The organism is Rathayibacter sp. AY1E3, assembly GCF_002932235.1.
Lineage (GTDB): Bacteria > Actinomycetota > Actinomycetes > Actinomycetales > Microbacteriaceae > Rathayibacter.
The window spans coordinates 187,196-209,101 of the sequence record NZ_PSVN01000006.1 but is presented as its reverse complement, the minus strand read 5'-3'; the positions used below and the strand labels follow the sequence as shown (position 1 = coordinate 209,101).

The window sequence follows — 21,906 nt, the reverse complement described above, 5'->3', positions numbered from 1 at the left end:
CCGGGGCGTCGGTGCGGGGGAACGGGTCAGACGACGCGCGGGTCGGACTCCTGGGTGTCGTCCTCGGGGATGTGGACGTCCTGGACGGTCACGTTGATCTCGGCGACCTCCATGCCGGCGATGTGCTGGATGGCGTCGGCGACGGCGGAGCGCACGTCCTCGGCGACCTTCTGCAGCGGCGCGGGGTACTCGGCGACGATGGTGATGTCGGCGGCGACCTGGCGCTCGCCGACCTCGACCTTGACGCCCTGGCCGCGGTCGTCGTTGCCGATCGCGCTGCGGATGGCGCCGATCGCTCGGGCCGCTCCTCCGCCGAGGGCGTGGACGCCCGGGACCTCGCGCGCGGCGATGCCGGCGACCTTGGCGATGACGCCGTCCTCGATCACGGTGCGTCCGGATCCGGTGCTGGTCTGACGGGTGGTGGTCGCGGTGGTCTCGGCCATGGTCTCCTCTTTCGCTCGGGGCCCGATCGCTCGATCAGGCGGGGTATGCAGGTAGGACGCTCCGTCGACGCCGAACGTCACGGTCGGATCCGCCCCGCCCAGGCAACTGCCAGAGAGGCGGGCCCGGCCGGGCCGGTCCTCTCAGGAACGCGGTCGACGCCCGTCGATTCGCCCTCGGCCCGGTGCTGTGGTGGCATGGAGCCGTGACCGACGCGACCGCCCCGCAGGCGCCCCTCCTCGATCGGACGGCCGCGCGCATGCGCCCGCGCGCCCTGCTCGTCCTGGCCCTGATCGGCGCGGTCGGCGGGACCCTGTCGGGCGCGTTCGGCGTCGGCGGCGGGATCGTGATGGTGCCGATGCTGATCGCGTGGGCCGGGATGGACCAGCGCCGCGCCTCCGCCACCTCGCTGCTCGCGATCGCTCCGACCTCGGTCGCCGGAGCGTTCGGCTACGCCCTCGCCGGCCAGGTCGCCTGGGTCCCGGCGGCGGTGATCGCGGCTGCGGCGATGCTCGGGGCGGTGGCCGGATCCTGGCTGCTCGCGCGGCTGCCTCTGGGCGTGCTGCGCTGGATGTTCGTGGCGCTGCTCGTGGCCGCGGCGGTGCGGATGGCCGTGTTCGGCTCGAACGACACCGGCGACGTCGCCGAGGGCTGGGGCGTGTGGCCCGGATTCGCCGGGCTCGGCATCGGGATGGGCGTCGCCTCCGGCCTCTTCGGCATCGGCGGCGGAGCGATCGCCGTGCCGGTCCTGGTCGGCGCCTTCGGGCTCGCGGACCTCCTGGCCAAGGGCACCTCGCTCGCCGCGATGATCCCGACGGCGGTCACCGGCTCGATCGCGAACGCCCGGCGCGGCCTGCTCGACGTGCGGGCGGGCCTCGTGGTCGGGCTCACCGCCACGGCGTTCTCCTTCGCCGGAGTGGCGCTCTCCTTCCTCCTGCCGGCGCGCGTGTCCGGGATCCTCTTCGCGGTCCTCCTCCTGCTCGCCGCGGTGCAGCTCGCCCTCCGCGGGCGGCGCCGCTGAGCCCTGCACGACGCGGACCCCCGCCGTCAACGCCCTGTCCGATCCGTCGCAGACGCTCGTAGCGTCGTCGCGATCGGGCGCGGGCCCGGAGGGGCGGGAGCACGATGGAGCAGCAGCAGCGCGAGCAGCAGCAGCAGCGCGAGCAGCAGGGCCGGCAGCAGCGGCGAGGGGGCGGCGCGAGCCTGCACCGGGACGTCGCACCCGGGGTGCACCGGCTCGAGCACGCCTGGACGAACCTCTACCTGATCGAGGAGGCGGGCCGGTTGACCGCACGTCGACCACCTCGGCGTCGCCCGCAGCCTCGTCCGGCGGGGCGTCCCCGTGCACCTGCACGCGGCCGACCAGCCGCTCGCCGCGCAGCCCTACTCCTACCGCCGCCAGCGCACCCCGTTCGTGTACCCGCTGCTGCACCCCTCCGCGATCCCGGTGCTCGGCGCGATGGCCCGTGCCGGGGCGCTCGCGGTGCCGCCCGTGCACGGGACGCTGCCGCTGACCGCCGGAGAGGTGCTCGACGTGCCCGGGTCGCCCCGCGTGCTCGCGACTCCGGGGCACACCGACGGGCACGTCTCGCTGCACCTGCCAGAGCGCGACGCGGTGATCGGCGGAGACGCGCTGGTCACGCTCGACCCCTACTCCGCGCGCACCGGCCCGCACCTGGTCGCGCGCGCCGCCACCGCCGACACGGCGCAGTCCCTCGACTCGCTGCGGGTCCTCGCCGGGACCGGGGCGCGGACACTCCTGCCCGGCCACGGCGCGCCCTGGCGCCTGGGCGTCGCGGCGGCGGCCGAGCTCGCGGCGCGGACGCCGATCGCCTAGGGCAGGCTCCGCAGGCCGCTCGGACGCCGGTGGCCTGCCTCCCCGGCCGACCCGGTCCCGCAGCCGTGACACCATCGGAGGTGATGTCGATCCCCGGTCCCGCATGAGCGCGGTCAGCTACCAGGCCGCGTCGATCCCCCTCCGCCTGGCCAGCGCCGGCATGGTCGTCGCCCTCCCCGTCCTCGCCGTCGAGCGTCTCGGCGACGTCGCGCTCGGCGGCGCCCTGACCGGAGCGGCGCTCTTCCCCGCCGTGATCGCCGCGCCGCTCGTCGGCACGGTGCTCGACCGGGTCCGCCGCCCCCGCCGGCTCCTGGTCGGCGCCGCGCTCACGACCGCCGTCGCCTTCGCGGTCGCCGCCTTCCTCGGCGAGGTGCCGACGCCGCTCATCGTGGTGCTGCTGCTCCTCGCGGGGCTCGCGACGCCCGTCTACATGGGCGGCATGTCGAGCTTCGTCACGAGCGCCATCCCGGAGCCGCGCCGCGCCTACGCGCAGGACTCGCTCTCGTACACGGTCGCCTCGATCAGCGGGCCGGCGATCGTGGGCCTCGCGGTCGGAGTCGGGGGAGCGCGGACCGCGATGCTCGCCATGGCGGTCCTCGCCCTCATCGGCGTCGTCGGGTCGCTCGGCCTCGCCATGGAGGCCCGTCCGGCGCCGACCGTCGGCGTGCTGCGGACGATCGTCGCGGGCGTCACCCACCTCGTGCGGCACCGTCCGATCGCGGTGGTCACCTCGGCGGGCACCCTCAGCCAGGTCGCGGGCGGAGCGGCGGGAGTCGCGGCGATCAGCCTCTCGGTGGAGCGGCTGGGCAGCACCGACGCCGCCGCGTGGATCCTGACCGCCTTCGCCGTGGGCGGCCTGCTCGGCGCCCTCGCCGTGGCGGCCCGCCGCTGGACCCGCCGTCCGCCGGCGTGGACCATGGGCGCCGCCTACATCGCGACCGGCGCCGTCCTCCTGGTCGCCGTTCCCGACCTGGGCGTCGTCGTGGCGGTCGCCGCCTTCGCGGTCGCGGGCGTCTTCACGGCCCCCTCGAACGCGGCGATGCTGCTGCTGCGCGACCAGGAGAGCCCCGCCGCCGTCCGCTCGCAGGTGTTCACGATCGGCGCGGGGCTGCGCTCCGCCGCCGCGGCCGTCGGCGCTGTGCTGGCGGGAGCGGCGTCCGGCCTCGGAGCCTCCTGGCTCGTCGTGGGGATCGCCGTGGTCTGGATCGGCTCCGGCCTGCTGCTGCGCCTGTTCCCCGCGCGCGACCGCGACTGACACCGGCCGCGCGCGGAGCGCTCGGCGGGACCGGCACCGCCGCGCGCGGAGATGGCGATCAGGCCGCGACGCCCGCCAGCGTGCCCGTGCTCGGCCCGTTCGGGTCGGTGATCATGCAGTTGATCGTGCGGTCGCCCGTGCCCCAGCTCTCGGCGGTCGGGTAGTAGTAGCTGAAGTCGTACGCCGAGTCCTGGTAGCCGATCCCGGTGAACGACTCGAACGCCGTGACGCAGTCGGTCTCGGCCTGCTCCGTCGCGACGGACTCGCCCGGGTACTCGTCGGCGTCGGCCATCGTCAGGTTCTGGAACACCTCGTAGACGTGCGGGTCGGTGCAGGGCACGGTCGGCACGTCGGTGACCTCGGTCGCCTCCTCGCTGAGCTCGCCGTTCAGGCAGTCGCCCACGCGCAGCTGGAAGACGTCGGTCGTCCCGCCCTCAGTGATCTCTCCGGTCTCGTCGTCGCGGGTCTCGCCTCCCATCAGGCCGTTCAGGCCCGAGCAGCCGGTCAGGCCGAGGGCGAGGGTCGCGCCGGCGGCCAGGACGAGGGCGGTTCTGCGGCGGTTCATGACGACTCCCGGGATCTGCTGCACGGAGGTGTTCCTGTGACGGCTCCCAGGCTAGGGGTGCCGGGCATCCGTCCCGAGGGGGATGCACTCGATCCGGATCTCCACTTTCCGGAGTAGCGGACGCTCAGCCCCGTCCGGTCGAATGGGGTCATGGCTCAGAAGACGGTCGCAGACCAGCTCATCGCTCAGCTCATCGACGCCGGCGTCTCCCGCATCTACGGGATCGTCGGGGACTCGCTGAATCCGATCGTCGACGCGGTGCGCCGCAGCGGCGGCTCCGAGAAGGGAGGCATCGACTGGATCCACGTGCGCAACGAGGAGGCGGCCGCCTTCGCCGCCGGCGCGGAGGCGCAGCTCACCGGGCGCCTCGCCGTCTGCGCCGGCAGCTGCGGCCCCGGCAACCTGCACCTCATCAACGGCCTCTACGACGCGCACCGCTCCTCCGCCCCGGTGCTCGCCATCGCGAGCCACATCCCCAGCAACGAGATCGGCTCGTCCTACTTCCAGGAGACGCACCCGGACAGGCTCTTCGTCGAGTGCTCGAACTACCGCGAGCTGATCTCGACCGCCGCCCAGGCCCCGCGGGTCGTCAACGCCGCGATGCGCAGCGCGGTCGCCCTCCGCGGAGTCGCCGTGGTCACCCTCCCCGGCGACATCGCCGAGCTGGAGGCGGTGGACGGCTTCCCCGCGTTCGTGCTGCCGTCGACGCCCGTCCTGGTCCCCGCCGACGCCGACGTCCGCGCCCTCGCGGCCGCGATCGACCAGGCGCGGACCGTCGCGATCTTCGCGGGCGCCGGAGTGCAGAACGCGCACGACGAGGTCGTCGCCTTCGCCGAGCTGGTGGGCGCGCCCGTCGGGCACAGCCTGCGCGGCAAGGAGTGGATCCAGTACGACAACCCCTACGACGTCGGCATGACGGGCCTCCTCGGCTACGGAGCGGCGCACGCCGGCATGCACGACGCCGACCTGCTCCTCCTCCTCGGCACCGACTTCCCCTACGAGCAGTTCCTCCCTGACGCCTCGAAGGTCGTGATCGCTCAGGTCGACAGCGACGCCTCGAAGCTCGGACGCCGCGTCAGCGTCGCGCACCCCGTCCACGGCGACGTGGCGGCGACCCTCACCGCGCTGACCCCGCTCGTGCAGCGGAAGGACCACCGCTTCCTCGACAAGACGCTGAAGAAGCACGAGAAGCTGGTCACCGGAGTCGTCGGGAAGTACACCGAGGTCGGCACGCGCAGCCCGATCCACCCCGAGCTCGTCGCGTCCACGCTCGACGGCCTGCTCTCCGAGGACGCGATCGTCACCGCCGACACCGGCATGGGCAACGTCTGGCAGGCCCGCTACATCACCCCCAACGGGAAGCGGCGCCTGCTCGGCTCGTACATGCACGGCTCGATGGCGAACGCGCTGCCGCAGGCGGTCGGCGCGCAGCTCTCGCACCCCGGTCGCCAGGTCGTCTCGCTGAGCGGCGACGGCGGGCTCTCGATGCTGATGGGCGAGCTGGTCACGGTCGCCGCCTACCGGCTGCCCGTGACGATCGTCGTGTTCAACAACTCCACGCTCGGGCTGGTGAAGGTCGAGATGCTGGTCGACGGCTTCCCGGACTTCGCCGTCGACGTGCCGATGGTCGACTACGCGAAGGTGGCGGAGGCGATCGGCATCCGCGGCATCCGCGTCGAGGACCCGCGCGACGTGGAGGAGGCCCTCCGGTCGGCGCTCGCCGACGGCGGCCCGGTCCTCGTCGACGTGGTGACGGATCCGCTCGCCCTCTCGCTCCCGCCCACGATCACGGGCGCGCAGGTGAAGGGCTTCGCGCTGGCGGTCTCGAAGATCGTGATGAACGGAGGAGCGGGCGAGGCCGTCGCGCTGGCCCGCACCAACATCAAGCACGCCCTCCGATGATCGACGCCCGGGCGCTCGCGAGCGGCACCTGGTTCGTCCGGGGCTCCTCGCTGCCGCTCTGGCGCTCGCGGTCGGGGGTGGCGATCACGTACGCGCCGCTCCCGACCGGCGGGATCGGCGACGTCGTCAGCTGGCGCGGCCGCACGCGCTCGCACTACGTGGTCGGGATCGACACCCCCGACCCGCACGATCCGTCCGGCTTCCGCTGGCGCGGCGTCGAGCCGCTGACCCTCCTCGCCCGCAGCCGCTGGTCGTTCGTCGCCGCCGACGAGGAGGCGGGCTGGGCGCTCACCCGCTTCGCCCGGACGCCGTTCACGCCCGCCGGCGTCGACGTGTACGTCCGCGAGCCGCACCCGGCCCGCGGCGTCCTCGCGGCGGCGCTCGCCGCCTGCGCCGCCGACCCGCGCACGTCCGCGCTGCGCCCGCGCCTCTTCGAGGTCGCGCCCTGATTCCTCAGCGCGCGCTCTCCCGTGAGGCGTCACGAACGGTCGCCACCCCGCCCGGATGACGACCGTTCGCGACCCCTCGGCGGTCGTCGATGCGGGGACCGTTCGGCGAGTGCTCGTCGCAGGCGCTCGACGGAGCGCTCGGGGTGGGGGACGAACTCGGCGCCGACGATGCGGACGACGCGGACGCCGATCGAGGCGAGGTCGTCGTAGCGGCCGAGGTCGCGCGCGAAGCGCCGGTTGCTGGTGCGGTGATCGTCGCCCTCGTACTCCCACGCGACCCGCTCCGCGGGGTACCAGCCGTCCGGCCGCCCGACGAAGACCCCGTCGGAGTCGAACAGCGGCTCCTGCAGCACCGGCTCCGGGAGCCCCGCCTGCACGGACGCGAGCCGGAACCGCGACTCCTGTCGCGACTCCGCCCCGTCGCGCACCAGAGCGAGCGCGGCGCGGAGCCGCACCGAGCCCCGACCGCGGAAGGACGACACCCGCTCCCGCAGGTCGGGCAGCGGCACCCAGGGCCGTTGATCCGCCGGATCGCCGACGACCGGCGTGCGCACCAGCGCGTCGCCCACCGCGACGAGGTCGTCCGGCTCGAGGAGCGCGGAGAGATGGCAGAAGAGCGAGGCCGGATCGGTGAGGGGCAGTCCGCGGCGCAGGACGCGGCGGACGTCGGGATCGGCGAGGGCGTGGCCGACGACGTTCCGGTGCCGGGGAGCGCGTCCCGGCCGGCGGACGCTGACGTGCACCGGCTCGTCCGCAGCGGCGGGCGGGAGGTCGAGCGGCCAGAGCCGCGCCGCCGTCACGTGGCTCAGGAGAGCCTCCGGACCGACCAGCGCGAGGAGCGCCTCCGCGCGCAGGCGCAGGTCGGGGTCGGGGTCGGCGGTGCGGACGCCGTGGAACGGCCGGTGGAGGTCGGAGCTGCGGAGCCGCCCGCGGCTCACTCCGCTCGCGCGAGCGTCAGCGACGGTGAAGGCGCGGCCGCGGAGTCCGATCGGAAGCGGCGAGGGATCGTGCATCCGGCCACTGTCCCGCCTCCCGATCCTCGTGAACCGGTTCTCCACAGGTCGGATCCTGCGCCCCTCCCGCTCGACCGCGTCCAGGCGTCACGAAGGGCCGTCACCCTGCCCGGATGACGACCGTTCGTGACGCCTCGGCGGGCCCCTGAAGCCCGCCGGGCGCGTCACTCGCCGAGCGTGATCGCCTGCGCCTCGACGAGCTCGGGCTCGGGCTCGTGGGCGTCGGCGCGGGCCAGGGTGCGGCGTCCGAGCAGCACGATCAGCGCGGCGACGGCGACGGCTCCGGCTGCGGCGTACATCGGGAAGGCCGGCGAGATCGCGGCGGCCAGGGCGGAGGCGGCGGGCGGGGCGATCGCGCCGCCGAGGAAGCGGACGCCGGAGTAGGCGGACGAGGCGACCGAGCGGGGCAGGTCGGTCGCCTCCATCACGCACTCGGTGAGCACCGTGTTGACGACTCCGAGCAGCAGGCCGCCGACGATGATGCAGACGATCAGGCCGACACGGGACGAGATCACGAGGCCGCCGGCGATCAGGTCGAGCGCGAGCAGCAGCAGCACCGAGCGCAGCACGACGGTGCGCGGGAGGCGCCGGGTGAGCAGCGGAGCGACGAACACGGAGGTGACCGCCACGCCCAGGCCCCAGCCGAAGAACGTGAAGCCGAGGCCCATCTCGTCCAGCCCGAGCGGGTAGGGCGTGTAGGCGAGCAGCACGAAGAAGCCGATGTTGTAGAACAGGGCGGCGCCCGCCAGCGTTCGGATGGCCGGGACCTTGAGGGCCGCGAAGGGCGCCGAGAGCGGAGTCGGAGAGGGCTTGGGGCCGTCCTCGCGCAGGAGCGTCGCGATGGCGATGAAGCCGACGGCCATCAGCACGGCGGTCCCGAAGAACGGGCCGCGCCACGAGACGCTGCCGAGGAGCCCGCCGAGCAGCGGGCCGATGGCGATGCCGATGCCCAGCGCGGCCTCGTAGAGCACGATCGCCGCGGAGGAGCCTCCGCTCGCCGCGCCGACGATGGTCGACAGGGCGGTCGAGATGAACAGCGCGTTGCCGAAGCCCCAGCCCGCGCGGAAGCCGATGACGCCCTCGACGCTGCCCGCCGTGCCGGCGAGCGCGGCGAACACCACGATCAGCACCAGGCCGATCATGAGGGTCTTCTTGGCGCCGATGCGGCTGGAGAGCCAGCTGGTGAAGAACATCACGACGCCGGTGATGACGAGGTAGCTCGTGAAGAGCAGCGAGGTCTCGGTCGGAGTCGCCTGCAGGCTCTCGGCGATGGCCGGGAGGATCGGGTCGACCAGGCCGATCCCCATGAAGGCGATCACCGCGGCGAAGGCGACGGCCCAGACGGCCAGCGGCTGCTTCAGGATCGAGCCCTGGGCGGGCGAGTGGGGGGAGGTGGTCACGGCGTGGAGCCTTTCTCGGGGGAGGAGGGGACGGGGGTGCCGGCGATGCGGGCGACGCGGGCCTCGACGAGGGTCGCGGCGCGCTCGAGGGCGAGGCGGTCGTCCTCGTCGAGGTCCTCGAACAGCGGGGCCAGGGCGGCCTCGAGGCGGAGACGGTGCTCGGCGAGGGCGTCGAAGCCGGCGGGAGTGCCCTCGATCAGCCAGGCGCGGCCGTCGCCGGCGTCGTGGACGCGGCGGATCCAGCCGGCCTCGTCGAGCCGGGCGATGATGCCGGTCATCGTCGGCTGGGTGACGCGGACCCGCTCGGCGAGCTCGCCGAGGCGGGAGGGGGAGGCGGTGCGCAGCTCGGCGAGCGTCGACCAGACGGCTCCGGACTGCGCGCCGAGCCCGGTCGCGCCGCTCGCCCGGCCCGCGAACCGCGTGAGGGCGGTGGCGGCGGAGGCGAGACGCACGGGGGCACTGGGATCGGGCACGAGAAACAATATAGCATGCCTATGTAGTTAGATGGAGGGCGCTCCGAGCCCACCCTCCATCGGGCGCACTCACTGATGTTCTCCTCCGCTTCTGTGACAGGATCGTCCGTATTCGCGCGTCCACTCCCGCGATCACCGACGGAAAGAGAAGTCATGTCCCCGAGCGAGCACGACGTCGTCGTGATCGGAGCCGGTGCCACCGGACTCACCGCGGCGCTCCGGCTGCAGCAGCACGGACTCGACGTCGTCGTCGTCGAGGCGCGCGAGCGCGTGGGCGGGCGGCTCGAGACCCGCGTGGTCGACGGGCAGCTCCTCGAGCTCGGCGGCCAGTGGGTCTCGCCGGACCAGACGGCGCTCCTCGAGACCCTCGACGAGCTCGGCCTCGGCACCTACTCCCGCTACCGCGAGGGCGAGAGCGTCTACATCGGCGCCGACGGCTCCGCCCGCCGCTTCACCGGCGACATCTTCCCGGGGAGCGAGCGCACCGAGTCCGAGATCTCCCGCCTGATCGAGGTGCTCGACCGCCTCGTCGCCGAGACCGATCCGGCGGCGCCGTGGACGCACCCGCTCGCCCGCGACTACGACCGCGTCACCTTCGCCGCCTGGCTGGAGCGGCAGAGCGACGACGAGGAGGCGCGGGCCAACATCGCCCTCTTCCTCGCCGACGCCATGCTCACCAAGCCGGCGCACGCCTTCTCCCTCCTCCAGGCGCTCCTCATGGCCGCGAGCGCGGGGAGCTTCAGCAACCTGGTCGACGCCGACTTCATCCTCGACAAGCGCGTGATCGGCGGCCTCCAGCAGGTCCCGGAGCGGCTCGCCGAGCGCCTCGGCGCCGAGCGCGTCCTGCTCGGGCACCCGGTCCGCTCCGTCCGCTACGGCGACGACGGGGTCGAGGTGCGCGCCGACGGCGTCGTCCTCCGCGCCCGCCGCGCGATCGTCGCCGTGCCGCCGAACCTCGTCGGCCGCATCTCGTTCGACCCGCCGCTCCCGCGACTGCGGCAGCAGGCCCTGCAGCACCAGTCGCTCGGCCTCGTGATCAAGGTGCACGCCACCTACGCCACGCCCTTCTGGCGCGCCGACGGCCTCTCCGGCACCGCGTTCAGCCCGCACTCGCTCGTGCACGAGGCCTACGACAACTCGAACCACGGGGAGGAGCGCGGCACCCTGGTCGGCTTCGTCTCGGACGAGAAGGCCGACCGCGTGCTCGCGCTCGACGAGGCGGAGCGGAAGGCCGCGATCCTCGACTCGCTCGCCGCCTACTTCGGCCCGGCCGCACTCGATCCGGTCGTCTACTACGAGAGCGACTGGGCGTCCGAGGAGTGGACGCAGGGCGCGTACGCCGCGAGCTTCGACCTGGGCGGGCTGACCCGGTACGGCGCGCTGCAGCTGGAGCCGGTGGGTCCGCTCCGCTTCGGCACGAGCGACCTCGCCGCCGAGGGCTACCAGCACGTCGACGGCGCCATCCGCGTCGGCAGGCGCCTGGCACAGGAGATCATCGACGAGGACGGCGCGACCGCACCGGCCCCCCACAGCGAAGGAGCACAGCCCGCATGAGCACCCACTACGCCGTGATCGACCCGGCCACGGGGGAGACCCTCCGCGAGTACCCGACCCTCGGTGACGCCGAGCTGACCGCGGCGATCGGCTCGGCGCAGGACGCGTACTCCTCGTGGTCGCGGACCGTGCCCGTCGCGACCCGCGCGGCGCTGATCGCCCGCGTGGCAGAGCTGCACGTCGAGCGCGCCGACGAGCTCGCGGCGATCATCGTCCGCGAGATGGGCAAGCCGCTCGACCAGGCGCAGGGCGAGGTCGGCTTCGCCGCCGACATCTACCGCTACTACGCCGAGAACGGCGAGGCCTTCCTCGCCGACGAGCCGATCGAGCTCGCCGAGGGCACCGGCTCCGCGCTGATCCGCCGCGCCGGGCTGGGCGTGCTCCTGGGCATCATGCCGTGGAACTTCCCCTACTACCAGGTGGCCCGCTTCGCCGGCCCGAACGTGGTCGCGGGCAACACGATCCTGCTCAAGCACGCGCCGCAGTGCCCGGAGTCGGCCGCCGCCATCGCCGACATGTTCCGCACCGCGGCCGAGGAGCTGGGCGCGCCCGCCGGCGTCTACGTGAACCTCTACGCCACGAACGAGCAGGCCGCGACCGTCATCGCCGACCCCCGGGTCCAGGGCGTCTCCGTCACCGGTTCCGAGCGGGCCGGCGCGGCCGTCGCGGAGCTCGCGGGCCGACACCTGAAGAAGGTCGTGCTCGAGCTCGGCGGCTCCGACCCGTTCGTGCTCCTGTCGACCGACGACCTCGACAAAGCGGTCGAGGACGCGGTCGCCGCGCGCCTGGACAACAACGGCCAGTCCTGCAACGCCGCGAAGCGCTTCATCGTGATCGACGAGCTGTACGACGCGTTCGCCGAGAAGTTCACGGAGGCGTTCACCCGCGCCCAGCCGGCCGATCCGTTCGCGGAGGGCACCCTCCTCGGCCCGCTCTCCTCCTCCGCCGCGACGGAGCGCCTCGAGGCGCAGCTGGCGGCCGCGCGCGAGCAGGGGGCCACCGTCCGCGCCAGCGGCGAGGTGACCGGCAACTTCTTCCCGCCCGCCGTGCTCGAGGGCGTCACGCCCGAGATGGACGCCTACCGCGAGGAGTTCTTCGGCCCCGTCGCCGCGCTCTACCGCGTCCGCGACGAGGACGAGGCGATCGCCCTCGCGAACGACACCCCCTACGGCCTCGGCTCCTACCTCTACACGACCGACCAGGAGCAGGCGCTGCGCCTGGCGGACCGGATCGACGCGGGCATGGTCTGGATCAACCTCGTCCTCGGCGACGCGGCCGAGCTGCCCTTCGGCGGTGTGAAGCGCTCGGGCACCGGCCGCGAGATGGGCCGCCCCGCCCTCGAGGAGTTCGTGAACAAGAAGCTCATCCGCATCGCGTGAGCGAGGCGGCGAAGCGCCTTGCTGTGGTGACCTTAATTGGTGCGCGCCTGCCATCCAGCAGTTACATCAATCGAACTGCCACAAGTCCCGATTGGCGATTGCTCGGACTACTTCTGGTTGATGCTCGCGCTGAATTGTGGTGACCGCCGTCTGAACGACCTCAAGTGGATAAGCTAAAGCGTCATTCACGATAATTTTTGCGACCGAGAAAGGCATATCGTGGCACAAGCGCTCGCGTAGGACGCTCTGACGCTTGTACTCATGCGGTACAAGTTTGTTCTCGCGTAAGTGGGCGAGCCAGTTCTTCCACTGGGCCTGCTTTACAGAAGCCCAGCCGGGGAAGCTCTCTAGCTTACGTATGTTTTGCTGAATCGAGAGGAATAACACAAAAAAATCATCTTCACGCAAAGATTTTGGCAACAATTCGTACTGCTCACTCCCAAAAGCAAGGAACACAACCTTCGCCAGTTTCGTAGAAATACCCGAAGGAATTTTGACAGGCGTACGGCGTTTCCCTCCTCTCTCAAGCCGAGCCCTGTCAGCTTCCTGTAGAACACTACAAAGACGCTCGTAATTGTCTTCAGACAAGCCTTCAACTGCTTCCCCGATTAAGGAAAGCGATTGCTGCACTTGCCCACTTGAACCCCACGCTAAGAGTAACGCAAGCCAAAAGAGATGCCTTCTTGAATCATTTGAAGCCATTCTTTCACCCCACCACTGCTGTCGGCCCCGCCAAAGTCGGGCCTTCGCTGCTTGTGAGACGAGCGAACGCAGATCTATGTCCTCATCGGACTTAACTGATTTTACGTCGAAACGGCCTACTCCTAGAATCGCCGCCTGCTGAATCGACCAACACTCGCCAAAAGCGGACGACAACGCGGCAAGATGTTCCTCGAGCATGTCGCCAAGGTTCCTATGCGATGAGTTGAGATCTGATGCGGCGAGCGAAGGGACCGCATCGAGAGCAGCGCGCAGTTTGCTGGGAATTACTGCAGCTTCACTTTCAACGCCGCGCTCAAAATGGATCGGGAATGGTCTTGAAAGAACGCGCGAGAGTCTCCCCAGATCGTCGGGCCTTCCGAGGTACGGAGTCCTGCCCCAAAGTAGAACCTCTTGAGCGCCAATCTTCGCAAGCTCGGGATGAGCCGTGAGATCAAGTAGCGGATCCGCTAATACAGCGTTGGCTCGTGCGCGGACCTCTGCTTCAGTAAGGTCGCGATCAAAAACGTAAGCGTCTATGTCGTCGGTTGCCATGGAAGCCACTGCGCCACTCATTGCCGCGATGCGGATGCGGTGCGTCACCTCGGATCGATCTGCTTCCGCAATCCAATGCGAAAACTGCGTGCTCAACTCTCTCCCGCCGTTGCGGCGGAGCAGAATGCACACGGCCGCATTCGGCTTTGCGTCCTGGGCAGAAATTTGCTCCTCGAAAATCTTGAGTGCCAGACGATTCTGACCACACTCTTCAGGAAGCTGAATGACGTCATAACCACTCAGGCGTCCAATTGCCGCTAGTCGAACTCCTAGCGTGTCAAAAGTATGGTCAACTACATCCTTCTGAATATACTTTTTTGCGCTAAAAATGCGGTCAGTGAGTAGTGCGGCGCCTACCGCGCGAACGTTGATACTGGCGGAAACGTCTTTCGTACCAATCATCTCCTTAAGGCTTGCCGACAGAGAGCCGACCTCCCCTGGCTCCCAGAAACCAGCATAAAAACGAAGGACGTTAGACCAATAAGGGTTGGCGGCCATCGCTTCAAATCGCTCAAGACGATCGCCATGAACAACCTTCACTCGATAATTGCTGACAGGCGCTGATGAATAGAGATACTTAGCTGCAAAATACTCGCGCAGTGGTTGCACTTCAAACTCATACCGCCCTCCGACCCTCTGAACTAGGACATAAATTCGTTCAAGCCCTCTATCAAATAGGTCGCCGACAATCGAGCGGTCGTGATCTGCCGCCATTAAGTAGTTTTCGACCAATGCCAAAAGGTCACTCTGTTGAATGCTCCCGGCAGTCCGGTCGGCTTCCGCTGAACTTTGTAATTCCCAAGCGAGATAAGCTACAATTTCGAGTAGTAGAGTTTTATGCACGCGGACCACATCGTCCTTCTCGGCTTCACGTGTCATAAACAAATTAACATACTCGCGATAGAGGTCGGTTCGAACGTCCGGAAGAGAATGACCAACCGAAAAAATGAGAGTTAGCAGAATTGTAAGCTGCATCGGATTTGTAGTCAGCTGCGCTACATGCGGTACGTCCAACTTCTCTAACAGGATTTTTTGCACTTCGGCTGCGCGACTCGCGCTGAGTTTTTTTGCAGAGGCCCACTTTTCTGCGTATTGAATAATCGTACCGTCGTCAAGTGGCGCCAGATCGTACCGAGCAAATTCGGACAACATGCGGGGCGCTTGGTTCAGCTGCGCAGGTCGGCTCGTCACAACAACTTGAATTTGAGCCCCGGATTCCTCTAAGCGATTTATTCCCGAAAGCAAGCGATGAATGACATCATCGCGCTGCTTCGCATCGGCAACTTCATCAAGGCCGTCGAAGAAAAGGATGGAAGGGGTCTTCTGGAGAACGCTACGAACGTCGTCGACGGTGAAATCGTCAGAGTTTCCGAGCGTCCTAATGAGAGTGGCGAGAAAGCGCTCCAGAGTTCGCTGCGGCTCTCGCGACTCGGCTAACTGTCCCAAAAAATCATTGCCGGCGAAGAAGGCCGCCAAGTCGCGAAGATCTATCTTGATCGGGAAACGAAATGGTGAGTCGCGATGTTTTTGTGGGATGGAACTCAGAAAGGTTTGCTTATCGAGGAATCGAGCCCGGTGTACCTGGCAGACATACTGAGCAAGAGTGGACTTGCCTTGTCCCGGCGCCCCTTGAATTACAACTTTTGGGGTCAGTGTCTGGATGCGTTGCGAAAGGAGAAGGTCCGCCGTATTCAACGCGTACATGCCGCGGCTCGCATATTGTGGCCGTCTCCGTTGAGTTCTGAAAGGTAGCATCTGCTGCATGGCAGCAGTCAGCTCTTCAGATTTTGCCCGATAAGCCTTTTCGGGCGCCCCAAGGACGATACGTGTGACATCCGTGGGAACATCCACAAATAGAGATGACAAGCTATTGGACAAATCTACCTGTCTAAACTTGACTTCTCCATCCGATCTAAACTGATCGGCTGCAAAACTTTTGAGGGTCGCTGAGATCTGGTCTGAACGAGAACCAAGGTGTGCGTCGATTACAAGTGATAGTGCGGCCGCACCAGTCAACAGGCCGGGATAGCTCAGTTTGAGGTCATTAGCGCCATCAAGCCTTCGGCTCAGGTCGTCCCGCCAAAGGATCATTGCGTCGACTGGGCAATTATTTTTGAGCCACTCCTGTGCCCTGTCGATTCGGCCTACATCTAAATGAGATGTGCCACGGGCGTTCGTCACCATGACGTACTTTCCTACGGCACGTTTACGGAGATTCTCAATCTTCGGCAGTTCGAGTTTTAGGGCAGCAATCAACCAGTCGGCGTTATCCTCTTCGTCGCTGCGCTTGAACTTGATCTGAGCTACTGTATGAGGTAACGATCCGTCTCCTCTGCTCAATGCGTCGCGGCCTCCGTCAGGCTGACCGACGGGAAAGCATTGAAGATCCGAGTACTCCTTGAGTAAGAGAGCCTGGCAGAATGCCTGGAAGTCCTCTGCCCCAAGCTGCTCAAAAAGATAGTCCATGGCACGGTCTCCGGGTTCGTCAGCTGGAAACCCTAGCCTAGGGGTAATGGATTCTCAGAGCGAGTTATCGATTAGGGTGAGGATAGGTCGTGTTCAATCCCTTGGTGTGAGAGTTTTCGCCACCATCGAAACTGGTCCGAGTTCATGACTTGAGTAGCTCTTGGGACTTCGCCCATACGAGGGTGCGTGGTCGCGCTGTCACGGGCATCTGCGGGAGCCTACGGCAGGGAAGTATGGGTTTGGCTCAAGAAGACCTACAGCGTGGGCGGGGCCCCGGAGTCGATCCGGAGCCCAGCCCGCAGCCGCTCGGCCTGCGCCCGCTCACTTCTTCGTCAGCGACGACTCCTTGTGCGCGGCCTTCGCGTCGGTCTTGTCGCTCTGCACGATCCAGTAGGGCTCGTCGTCCGAGGCGTTGAACTTCTGCCCCTCGAACTGGAACTCCTTCGTCTTCTTCTCGACCAGCTCGCCGTGGGTCTCGCCCTGCGAGGTGTTCCAGCTGATCTTGTCGCCCTTCTTCACGAGGCGGCTCCTCTCTCTCGATCGCGCCGGAGCGCGGTGGTCCCCTCGCGCGGAAGCGCGATGGTGGTGGTGACGTCGACGATCGCCGGAGCGGCGGGCGCCGACGAGAAGCCGAACCGCACGGGCGGCGAGAGCGGGCGCAACGGGCCGAGGTCCTCCTCCGCCAGCACCGCGTGGACGCCCTCGACGCGGCGGATCGCCCGCACGCCGTAGTACTCGCGGCGTCCGTGCCCGGCCGACCCGGCCGTGCTGACCCCGCGGACGAGCAGGGAGGCGACCGGCGAGATCGCGGTCAGCCATGCCGGGTGCTCGGCGAGCGGTCGCGGAACGATCCGCAGCAGCCGGCCGAGCGCAGTGAGACCGCCGAGCTCCAGTCGCACCGCGAGCGGTCCGGCCGCGACGGACAGGCCGCCCGCGATCCTCCGCCACGACACCGGCGTGATCCGCACCTCGTCGAACGCGTACGTCGACCCGATGAAGTCCGCGACCTCGCGGGTCGGTGCGATCAGGAGGCGGTGGCCGTCGCCGTCCTCGACCATCGCGTCGGCGAACGGGCCGAAGGGGGTGTCCTCCCAGAGGCCCAGCACGATCCTCGTGCCCGAGGACGTGCCGAACCCCGCGATGCGCCCGCCGAAGCGGAGGAGCCGCGGGGTCCGGCCGGTCATCAGGAGGCCGAGCGCAGCAGCGTGAACGAGCCGTCACGGACGATCAGCGTGGTGACCTCGCCCTCGACGACCTGCTCCGGGTCGCTCGAGGCGGCCAGCGTCCACTCGGCGCCGGGCGCCTCGGGAACGGTGAACTCGACGCCGTTCTCCGCCGCGTTCAGCAGCAGGGCGAAGCTCGCGCTGCCCTCGTGCTCGAACACGAAGGTGATCGAGCGGGCGTCGGGGTTGTCCCAGTCCTCGTCGGCGAAGCCCTGCGCGTCGGAGCGGAGGATGTCGACCGTGTCGGGGCCGCCGTCGCCGGGGGCGCGGCGGAACCACTTCGGGCGCAGCGCCGGCTCCGCGGCGCGGAGGGCGATCAGCTCGCGGGTGAAGGCGAGCAGCTCGCGGTCCGCGTTCTCCCAGTCGAACCACGAGATCTCGTCGTCCTGGCAGTAGGCGTTGTTGTTGCCGCCCTGCGTGCGGGCGATCTCGTCGCCGCCCAGGATCATCGGCACGCCGGCCGAGAGCAGCAGCGTCGCGAGGAAGTTGCGGCGCATGCGGTCGCGGCGCTCGTTGACCGCCTCGTTCTCGGTCGGGCCCTCGGCGCCGTTGTTGGAGGAGCGGTTGTCGCTCTCGCCGTCGTTGTTGTCCTCGCCGTTGGCCGCGTTGTGCTTGCGCGAGTAGGCGGTGAGGTCGGCGAGGGTGAAGCCGTCGTGCGCGGTGACGAAGTTGATGCTGGAGACCGGCGAGCGGCGGTCGGCCTCGTACACGTCGGGGGAGCCGAGGACGCGCTGCGCGGTCGTGCCGAGCACCGAGTCGGCGCCGTTCCAGAAGTCGCGCACGTCGTCGCGGAACTTCCCGTTCCACTCCGACCAGTCCGCGGGGAAGCCGCCGACCTGGTAGCCGGCGGTGTCCCACGGCTCGGCGATCATCTTGACGGGCGCGAGCACCGGGTCCTGCGCGATCAGGTCGAGGAAGGCGCTGTGCACCTCGGCCTCACCGGTCTGGCGGGTGAGGGTGGTGGCGAGGTCGAAGCGGAAGCCGTCGATGTGCATCTCGGTCACCCAGTAGCGCAGCGAGTCCATGATCAGGCCGAGCGCGGCCGGGTGCGCGACGTTGAGGCTGTTGCCGGTGCCGGTGGTGTCGAAGTAGTTCGCGCGGTCCTCCTCCACCAGTCGGTAGTAGGAGCCGTTGTCGATGCCCTTGAACGAGAGCGTGGGGCCCTTGTCGTTGCCCTCGGCGGTGTGGTTGTAGACCACGTCGAGGATGACCTCGAGGCCGGCCTCGTGGAACGCCTTGACCATGGCCTTGAACTCGTCGACCTGCGAGCCGTCGTCCCCGGCGTGCGAGTACTCGTTGTGCGGCGCGAAGAAGCCGAGGGAGTTGTAGCCCCAGTAGTTGCGCAGGCCCTTCTCCTCGAGGTGCGAGTCCTGCACGAACTGGTGCACGGGGAGCAGCTCGACCGAGGTCACGCCCAGGTCGGTGAAGTGCTTGATCGCGGCGGGGTGCGCGAGGCCGCGGTAGGTGCCGCGGATGTCCTCGGGCACGTCGGGGTGCAGCTTCGTGAAGCCCTTCACGTGCACCTCGTAGACGACGGTCTCCTCGAGCGGGATGCGCGGCGCGGTGTCGCCGCTCCAGTCGAAGGAGTCGGGGTCGGTGACGACGCAGCGGGGGACCGCGTGCGCGGAGTCGGCGTCGTTGCGGGAGTCGGCGTCCTCGTAGAACTGGCCGAAGACGTCCTCGGACCAGGTGTACGAGCCCTCGATCGCGGTGGCGTGCGGGTCGAGGAGGAGCTTGGCGGCGTTGTGGCGGAGGCCGTTGGCGGGGTCCCAGGGGCCGTCGACGCGCAGTCCGTAGCGGGTGCCGATGCCCATCTCGGGGACGAGGCCGTGGAAGACGTGGCCGGTCCGCTCGGTGAGGGCGACGCGGGTCTCTGCTCCGGACTCGTCGAAGAGGCAGACCTCGACGCTGTCCGCGGTCTCGGAGTAGACGGCGACGTCGGCGCCGGCGTCGCCGCGGAGGGAGACGCCGAGGGGATACGGGAAGGAACGGGGGGATGCGGGCATGCGTCCATCCTGACCGGGCGGCTCCGGGAGCTTCGCGCCCTTGTCGCCGCGCCCGCCTCCCGCTAATCTTCCAGGCCCTCCCTTCGACACGGCGCCCTCCGCGGGCATATAGTCAGCTGGCTTACTAAATCGTCGGAGGAGAGCGTCGTGCGCAACCGCAAGTGGATCGGGCTGGTCGTCATCAGCCTCGGAGTGGCGACGATCATCGTCGACTCGACCATCGTCAACGTCGCCATCCCGTCGATCGTCGCCGATCTCGGGATCACCTCGACCCAGGTGCAGTGGGTGCAGGAGTCGTACACGCTCGTGTTCGCCGCGCTCCTGCTGGTCTTCGGCACCCTCGCCGACCGCTGGGGCCGGCGCCGCATGCTGATCGTCGGCGTCTCGCTCTTCGCGCTCTCCTCCGTCGCGGCGGCCCTCGCTCCGACCGGCGACCTGCTGATCCTCTCCCGGGTCGTGCAGGGCGTCGGAGGAGCGATGGTGCTGCCGACGACCCTCTCGCTGATCAACGCCACCTTCCGCGGGCGCGAGCGCGCCATCGCCTTCGCCGTCTGGGGCTCGACCATCGGCGGCATGACCGCGGTCGGCCCGCTGCTCGGCGGCTGGCTCACCACCGACTTCTCCTGGCGCTGGGCGTTCGGCATCAACATCCCGCTCGGCGTGATCATCGTGGTCGGAGCGCTGCTGTTCGTCGACGAGTCGCGGCAGCCCGACGGGCGGCGGGTCGACCTCGTCGGCGCCGCGCTCTCGATCATCGCCTCCGCCTCCCTGGTGTTCGCCCTCATCGAGGGGCGCACCCTCGGCTGGTGGGGCGTCGACGAGCGCCTGAGCGTCGGCGGCTGGAGCTGGCCGCTCGGCCTCTCGCCGGTCCCGATCGCGTTCGCCGTCGCGGTGCTCGCCGGGGTCGCCTTCGTCCTCTGGGCGCGGGCCCGCGAGCGCGCCGGGCGCTCGGCGATGCTCGCGATCGGGCTCTTCCGCCTCGCCTCGTTCCGCAACGGCAACCTCGCCGCGATGATCGTCTCGCTCGGCGAGTTCGGGATCATCCTGGCGCTGCCGATCTGGCTCCAGAGCGTCCTCGGCTACACGGCCGTGCAGACCGGCCTGGTGCTCCTCGCGCTCGCGCTCGGCTCCTTCGTCGCCTCGGGCTTCGCCGGCGCCTTCGGCAACAGGGTCGCGCCGGTGCTGATCGTGCGGGTGGGTCTCGCGGCCGAGATCGTCGGCGTCGCGGGCATCGGCCTGGTCGTCTCCGACTCCACCCCGTGGTGGGCCCTCGTCCCGTTCCTCGCCGTCTACGGCTTCGGCGTCGGCCTCGCGACGGCGCAGCTGACCGGGGTCGTGCTCCGGGACGTGCCCGTCGAGCTCAGCGGGCAGGGCTCGGGCACGCAGTCGACCGCGCGGCAGATCGGCTCGGCGCTGGGCATCGCCGTGCTCGGGACGATCCTCTACACCTCGACCGCGGGGGTCCTCACGACCTCGCTCGAGCAGCAGGGCCTCCCCGCGGAGCAGGTCGCGAGCACCGTCGACGCGGTGGTCGACTCCTCCGGCGCCGCGATCGCCGGGCTGGCCGCCTCACCGGACACCGCCGACGCGGCCCGGGCGGCGGGCGAGGCGTTCTCGGACGGCACCCGCTACGCGGCCTTCGCCGCCGCCGGGTTCCTCGCCGTCGGCTTCCTGGCCACGCTCTCGCTCGGCCGCCCGGCAGAGGAGGAGGAGCCGGAGGTCAGCTCAGCGGAGCCGAGTCGTCGGCGGTGAAGACGATCTTGCCGATCGTGCGGTCGGCGCCGGTCGCTCGGCGCGACAGCACGTCGACGACGTCGCCCAGCGGATGCACGGCGCCCGGCCGGGGCCGCAGCTCGCCGGAGGTGGCGAGCGAGACCGCGCGCCCGATCCGCTCCGCCGTCGCCACCACGATCATGTTGCGCACCCGCGGGCGGTCGCGGCGGACGAGGCCCGTCGCCTGCGAGACCAGCGCCGGACCGCTCGGCACCAGCGTCGCGATGCGCCCGCCCTCGGCGAGGAGGATCGCCGCGTCGTCGACCGGCAGGTGGCCGGAGACGTCGACGACCACGTCGAAGCGGCCGCCCAGCACCCCGAGGTCGAGCGCGCGGTAGTCGTGCGGCTCGGCGCCGAGCGAGCGGAGCAGGTCGGCGGAGGCGGCCGAGCCGGTGGCCGCGACCGTGCAGCCCGCCCGCACCAGCAGCTGGATCGTCGGATCGCCGATGGCTCCCGAGCCGCCGCTGACGAGGACGCGCTCGCCGGCGCGCACGTGCAGTGCGTCCACCAGGCCCACCGCGGTGCCGCCCGACATCGCGAGCGTGACGGCCTCGACGAAGCCGAGGGAGTCGGGCATCGGGACGAGCGAGCGGCTGCGCGCGATGGACGCGTCGGCGAAGGCGTCGCCGTCGCGGGTCATCCCCACCACGCGGTCGCCGATCGCGACCGAGTGCGACCCCGGGCCGAGCGCCTCGACGGTGCCGGCGATGTCGAGGCCGAACCCGTAGGGACGGGAGCGGCCGACGGCCATGATCCGCGCGGAGCCGGACAGGATCTTCTCGTCGGTCGCGTTGATGCTCGCCGCGCGTGTGCGCACCAGGACCTCGCCGCGACCCGGCATCGGCACCGGCGCCTCCCGCCACGAGAGCAGATCGGGCCCGCCGAACCTGTCGTACCCGAGTCGTCGCATGTCGCT

Annotated in this window: 18 protein-coding genes; 8 read left to right on the top strand and 10 right to left on the bottom strand. The window is 69.5% G+C overall.

Annotated features, from left to right (window positions below; genetic code table 11):
* Nucleotides 1-26: 26 nt before the first annotated feature.
* The gene (locus C5C53_RS07420) at nt 27-443 is read right to left on the bottom strand and encodes an Asp23/Gls24 family envelope stress response protein (protein WP_104225148.1); all 417 of its coding nucleotides are present in this window, start codon (nt 441-443) and stop codon (nt 27-29) included.
* A gap of 203 nt (nt 444-646) precedes the next feature.
* Between C5C53_RS07420 and C5C53_RS07415 the strand changes: the two genes are divergently transcribed.
* The 3 genes from C5C53_RS07415 (at nt 647) to C5C53_RS07405 (ending at nt 3,533) form a co-directional block, all read left to right on the top strand.
* A complete protein-coding gene (locus C5C53_RS07415) occupies nt 647-1,462 on the top strand; it encodes a sulfite exporter TauE/SafE family protein (protein WP_104267202.1) in 816 nt (271 codons plus the stop codon).
* 321 nt (nt 1,463-1,783) lie between these two features.
* A complete protein-coding gene (locus C5C53_RS07410) occupies nt 1,784-2,278 on the top strand; it encodes an MBL fold metallo-hydrolase (protein ID WP_308470978.1) in 495 nt (164 codons plus the stop codon).
* A 103-nt stretch (nt 2,279-2,381) separates the two neighbouring features.
* The gene (locus tag C5C53_RS07405) at nt 2,382-3,533 is read left to right on the top strand and encodes an MFS transporter (RefSeq protein ID WP_104267201.1); all 1,152 of its coding nucleotides are present in this window, start codon (nt 2,382-2,384) and stop codon (nt 3,531-3,533) included.
* Nucleotides 3,534-3,591: 58 nt separating this feature from the next.
* Here the strand turns inward: C5C53_RS07405 and C5C53_RS07400 are convergent, their stop codons facing one another.
* Nucleotides 3,592-4,122 carry a septum formation family protein gene (locus tag C5C53_RS07400; RefSeq protein WP_104267200.1) on the bottom strand — a complete coding sequence of 177 codons (531 nt, stop codon included), beginning with the start codon at nt 4,120-4,122 and terminating at the stop codon, nt 3,592-3,594.
* Nucleotides 4,123-4,248: 126 nt separating this feature from the next.
* On the opposite strand from C5C53_RS07400, the gene C5C53_RS07395 reads away from it, so the two are divergent.
* Nucleotides 4,249-6,000: a pyruvate dehydrogenase gene (locus C5C53_RS07395; protein ID WP_104226089.1), complete on the top strand. Its 1,752-nt coding sequence runs from the start codon at nt 4,249-4,251 to the stop codon at nt 5,998-6,000.
* Nucleotides 5,997-6,449 carry a hypothetical protein gene (locus C5C53_RS07390; RefSeq protein ID WP_104225142.1) on the top strand — a complete coding sequence of 151 codons (453 nt, stop codon included), beginning with the start codon at nt 5,997-5,999 and terminating at the stop codon, nt 6,447-6,449. Before C5C53_RS07395 ends, C5C53_RS07390 begins: the two co-directional genes overlap by 4 nt.
* A 29-nt stretch (nt 6,450-6,478) precedes the next feature.
* Here C5C53_RS07390 and C5C53_RS07385 read toward each other — a convergent pair whose 3' ends face one another.
* From C5C53_RS07385 to C5C53_RS07375, 3 genes are all read right to left on the bottom strand, one after another.
* Nucleotides 6,479-7,462 carry a hypothetical protein gene (locus C5C53_RS07385; RefSeq protein ID WP_104267199.1) on the bottom strand — a complete coding sequence of 328 codons (984 nt, stop codon included), beginning with the start codon at nt 7,460-7,462 and terminating at the stop codon, nt 6,479-6,481.
* 164 nt (nt 7,463-7,626) lie between these two features.
* Complete coding sequence (locus tag C5C53_RS07380; RefSeq protein ID WP_104267198.1) at nt 7,627-8,862, bottom strand: MFS transporter; 1,236 nt, start codon at nt 8,860-8,862, stop codon at nt 7,627-7,629.
* Nucleotides 8,859-9,335, bottom strand: coding sequence for a MarR family winged helix-turn-helix transcriptional regulator (locus tag C5C53_RS07375; protein ID WP_146084654.1), 477 nt, complete (start codon nt 9,333-9,335; stop codon nt 8,859-8,861). The genes C5C53_RS07380 and C5C53_RS07375 overlap by 4 nt, the downstream gene beginning before the upstream one ends.
* 153 nt (nt 9,336-9,488) lie before the next feature.
* Here C5C53_RS07375 and C5C53_RS07370 point away from each other — a divergent pair, with 153 nt between their 5' ends.
* Both C5C53_RS07370 and C5C53_RS07365 read left to right on the top strand, forming a co-directional pair.
* Nucleotides 9,489-10,889 (top strand): NAD(P)/FAD-dependent oxidoreductase, encoded by a 1,401-nt coding sequence (locus tag C5C53_RS07370; protein WP_104267196.1) that lies wholly within the window; start codon nt 9,489-9,491, stop codon nt 10,887-10,889.
* Nucleotides 10,886-12,268, top strand: a complete 1,383-nt coding sequence (locus C5C53_RS07365; RefSeq protein WP_104226095.1) for an NAD-dependent succinate-semialdehyde dehydrogenase — start codon at nt 10,886-10,888, stop codon at nt 12,266-12,268. Before C5C53_RS07370 ends, C5C53_RS07365 begins: the two co-directional genes overlap by 4 nt.
* A 66-nt stretch (nt 12,269-12,334) precedes the next feature.
* Here C5C53_RS07365 and C5C53_RS07360 read toward each other — a convergent pair whose 3' ends face one another.
* From C5C53_RS07360 to glgX, 4 genes are all read right to left on the bottom strand, one after another.
* Complete coding sequence (locus tag C5C53_RS07360; RefSeq protein ID WP_104267212.1) at nt 12,335-15,988, bottom strand: NACHT domain-containing NTPase; 3,654 nt, start codon at nt 15,986-15,988, stop codon at nt 12,335-12,337.
* A 321-nt stretch (nt 15,989-16,309) separates the two neighbouring features.
* Entirely contained in the window at nt 16,310-16,507 is a 198-nt protein-coding gene (locus C5C53_RS07355; RefSeq protein WP_056866275.1) for a DUF2945 domain-containing protein, read from the bottom strand.
* Nucleotides 16,504-17,172, bottom strand: a complete 669-nt coding sequence (locus tag C5C53_RS07350) for a hypothetical protein (RefSeq protein WP_104267195.1) — start codon at nt 17,170-17,172, stop codon at nt 16,504-16,506. Before C5C53_RS07350 ends, C5C53_RS07355 begins: the two co-directional genes overlap by 4 nt.
* Nucleotides 17,172-19,217, bottom strand: a complete 2,046-nt coding sequence (glgX, locus tag C5C53_RS07345; protein WP_104233047.1) for a glycogen debranching protein GlgX — start codon at nt 19,215-19,217, stop codon at nt 17,172-17,174. Before glgX ends, C5C53_RS07350 begins: the two co-directional genes overlap by 1 nt.
* A 147-nt stretch (nt 19,218-19,364) precedes the next feature.
* Here glgX and C5C53_RS07340 point away from each other — a divergent pair, with 147 nt between their 5' ends.
* A complete protein-coding gene (locus tag C5C53_RS07340; RefSeq protein ID WP_104246954.1) occupies nt 19,365-20,969 on the top strand; it encodes a DHA2 family efflux MFS transporter permease subunit in 1,605 nt (534 codons plus the stop codon).
* Here the strand turns inward: C5C53_RS07340 and C5C53_RS07335 are convergent.
* Entirely contained in the window at nt 20,938-21,900 is a 963-nt protein-coding gene (locus tag C5C53_RS07335) for an NADP-dependent oxidoreductase (RefSeq protein ID WP_104267194.1), read from the bottom strand. The genes C5C53_RS07340 and C5C53_RS07335 overlap by 32 nt on opposite strands.
* Between the last annotated feature and the right edge of the window lie 6 nt (nt 21,901-21,906).

Coding starts and splice junctions, on each gene's coding strand:
- C5C53_RS07395 (WP_104226089.1), top strand. CDS start 4,249: ATGGCTCAGAAGACGGTCGCAGACCAGCTCATCGCTCAGCTCATCGAC.
- C5C53_RS07365 (WP_104226095.1), top strand. CDS start 10,886: ATGAGCACCCACTACGCCGTGATCGACCCGGCCACGGGGGAGACCCTC.
- C5C53_RS07350 (WP_104267195.1), bottom strand. CDS start 17,172: ATGACCGGCCGGACCCCGCGGCTCCTCCGCTTCGGCGGGCGCATCGCG.
- C5C53_RS07335 (WP_104267194.1), bottom strand. CDS start 21,900: ATGCGACGACTCGGGTACGACAGGTTCGGCGGGCCCGATCTGCTCTCG.
- glgX (WP_104233047.1), bottom strand. CDS start 19,217: ATGCCCGCATCCCCCCGTTCCTTCCCGTATCCCCTCGGCGTCTCCCTC.
- C5C53_RS07390 (WP_104225142.1), top strand. CDS start 5,997: ATGATCGACGCCCGGGCGCTCGCGAGCGGCACCTGGTTCGTCCGGGGC.
- C5C53_RS07420 (WP_104225148.1), bottom strand. CDS start 443: ATGGCCGAGACCACCGCGACCACCACCCGTCAGACCAGCACCGGATCC.
- C5C53_RS07360 (WP_104267212.1), bottom strand. CDS start 15,988: ATGGACTATCTTTTTGAGCAGCTTGGGGCAGAGGACTTCCAGGCATTC.
- C5C53_RS07405 (WP_104267201.1), top strand. CDS start 2,382: ATGAGCGCGGTCAGCTACCAGGCCGCGTCGATCCCCCTCCGCCTGGCC.
- C5C53_RS07370 (WP_104267196.1), top strand. CDS start 9,489: ATGTCCCCGAGCGAGCACGACGTCGTCGTGATCGGAGCCGGTGCCACC.
- C5C53_RS07385 (WP_104267199.1), bottom strand. CDS start 7,462: ATGCACGATCCCTCGCCGCTTCCGATCGGACTCCGCGGCCGCGCCTTC.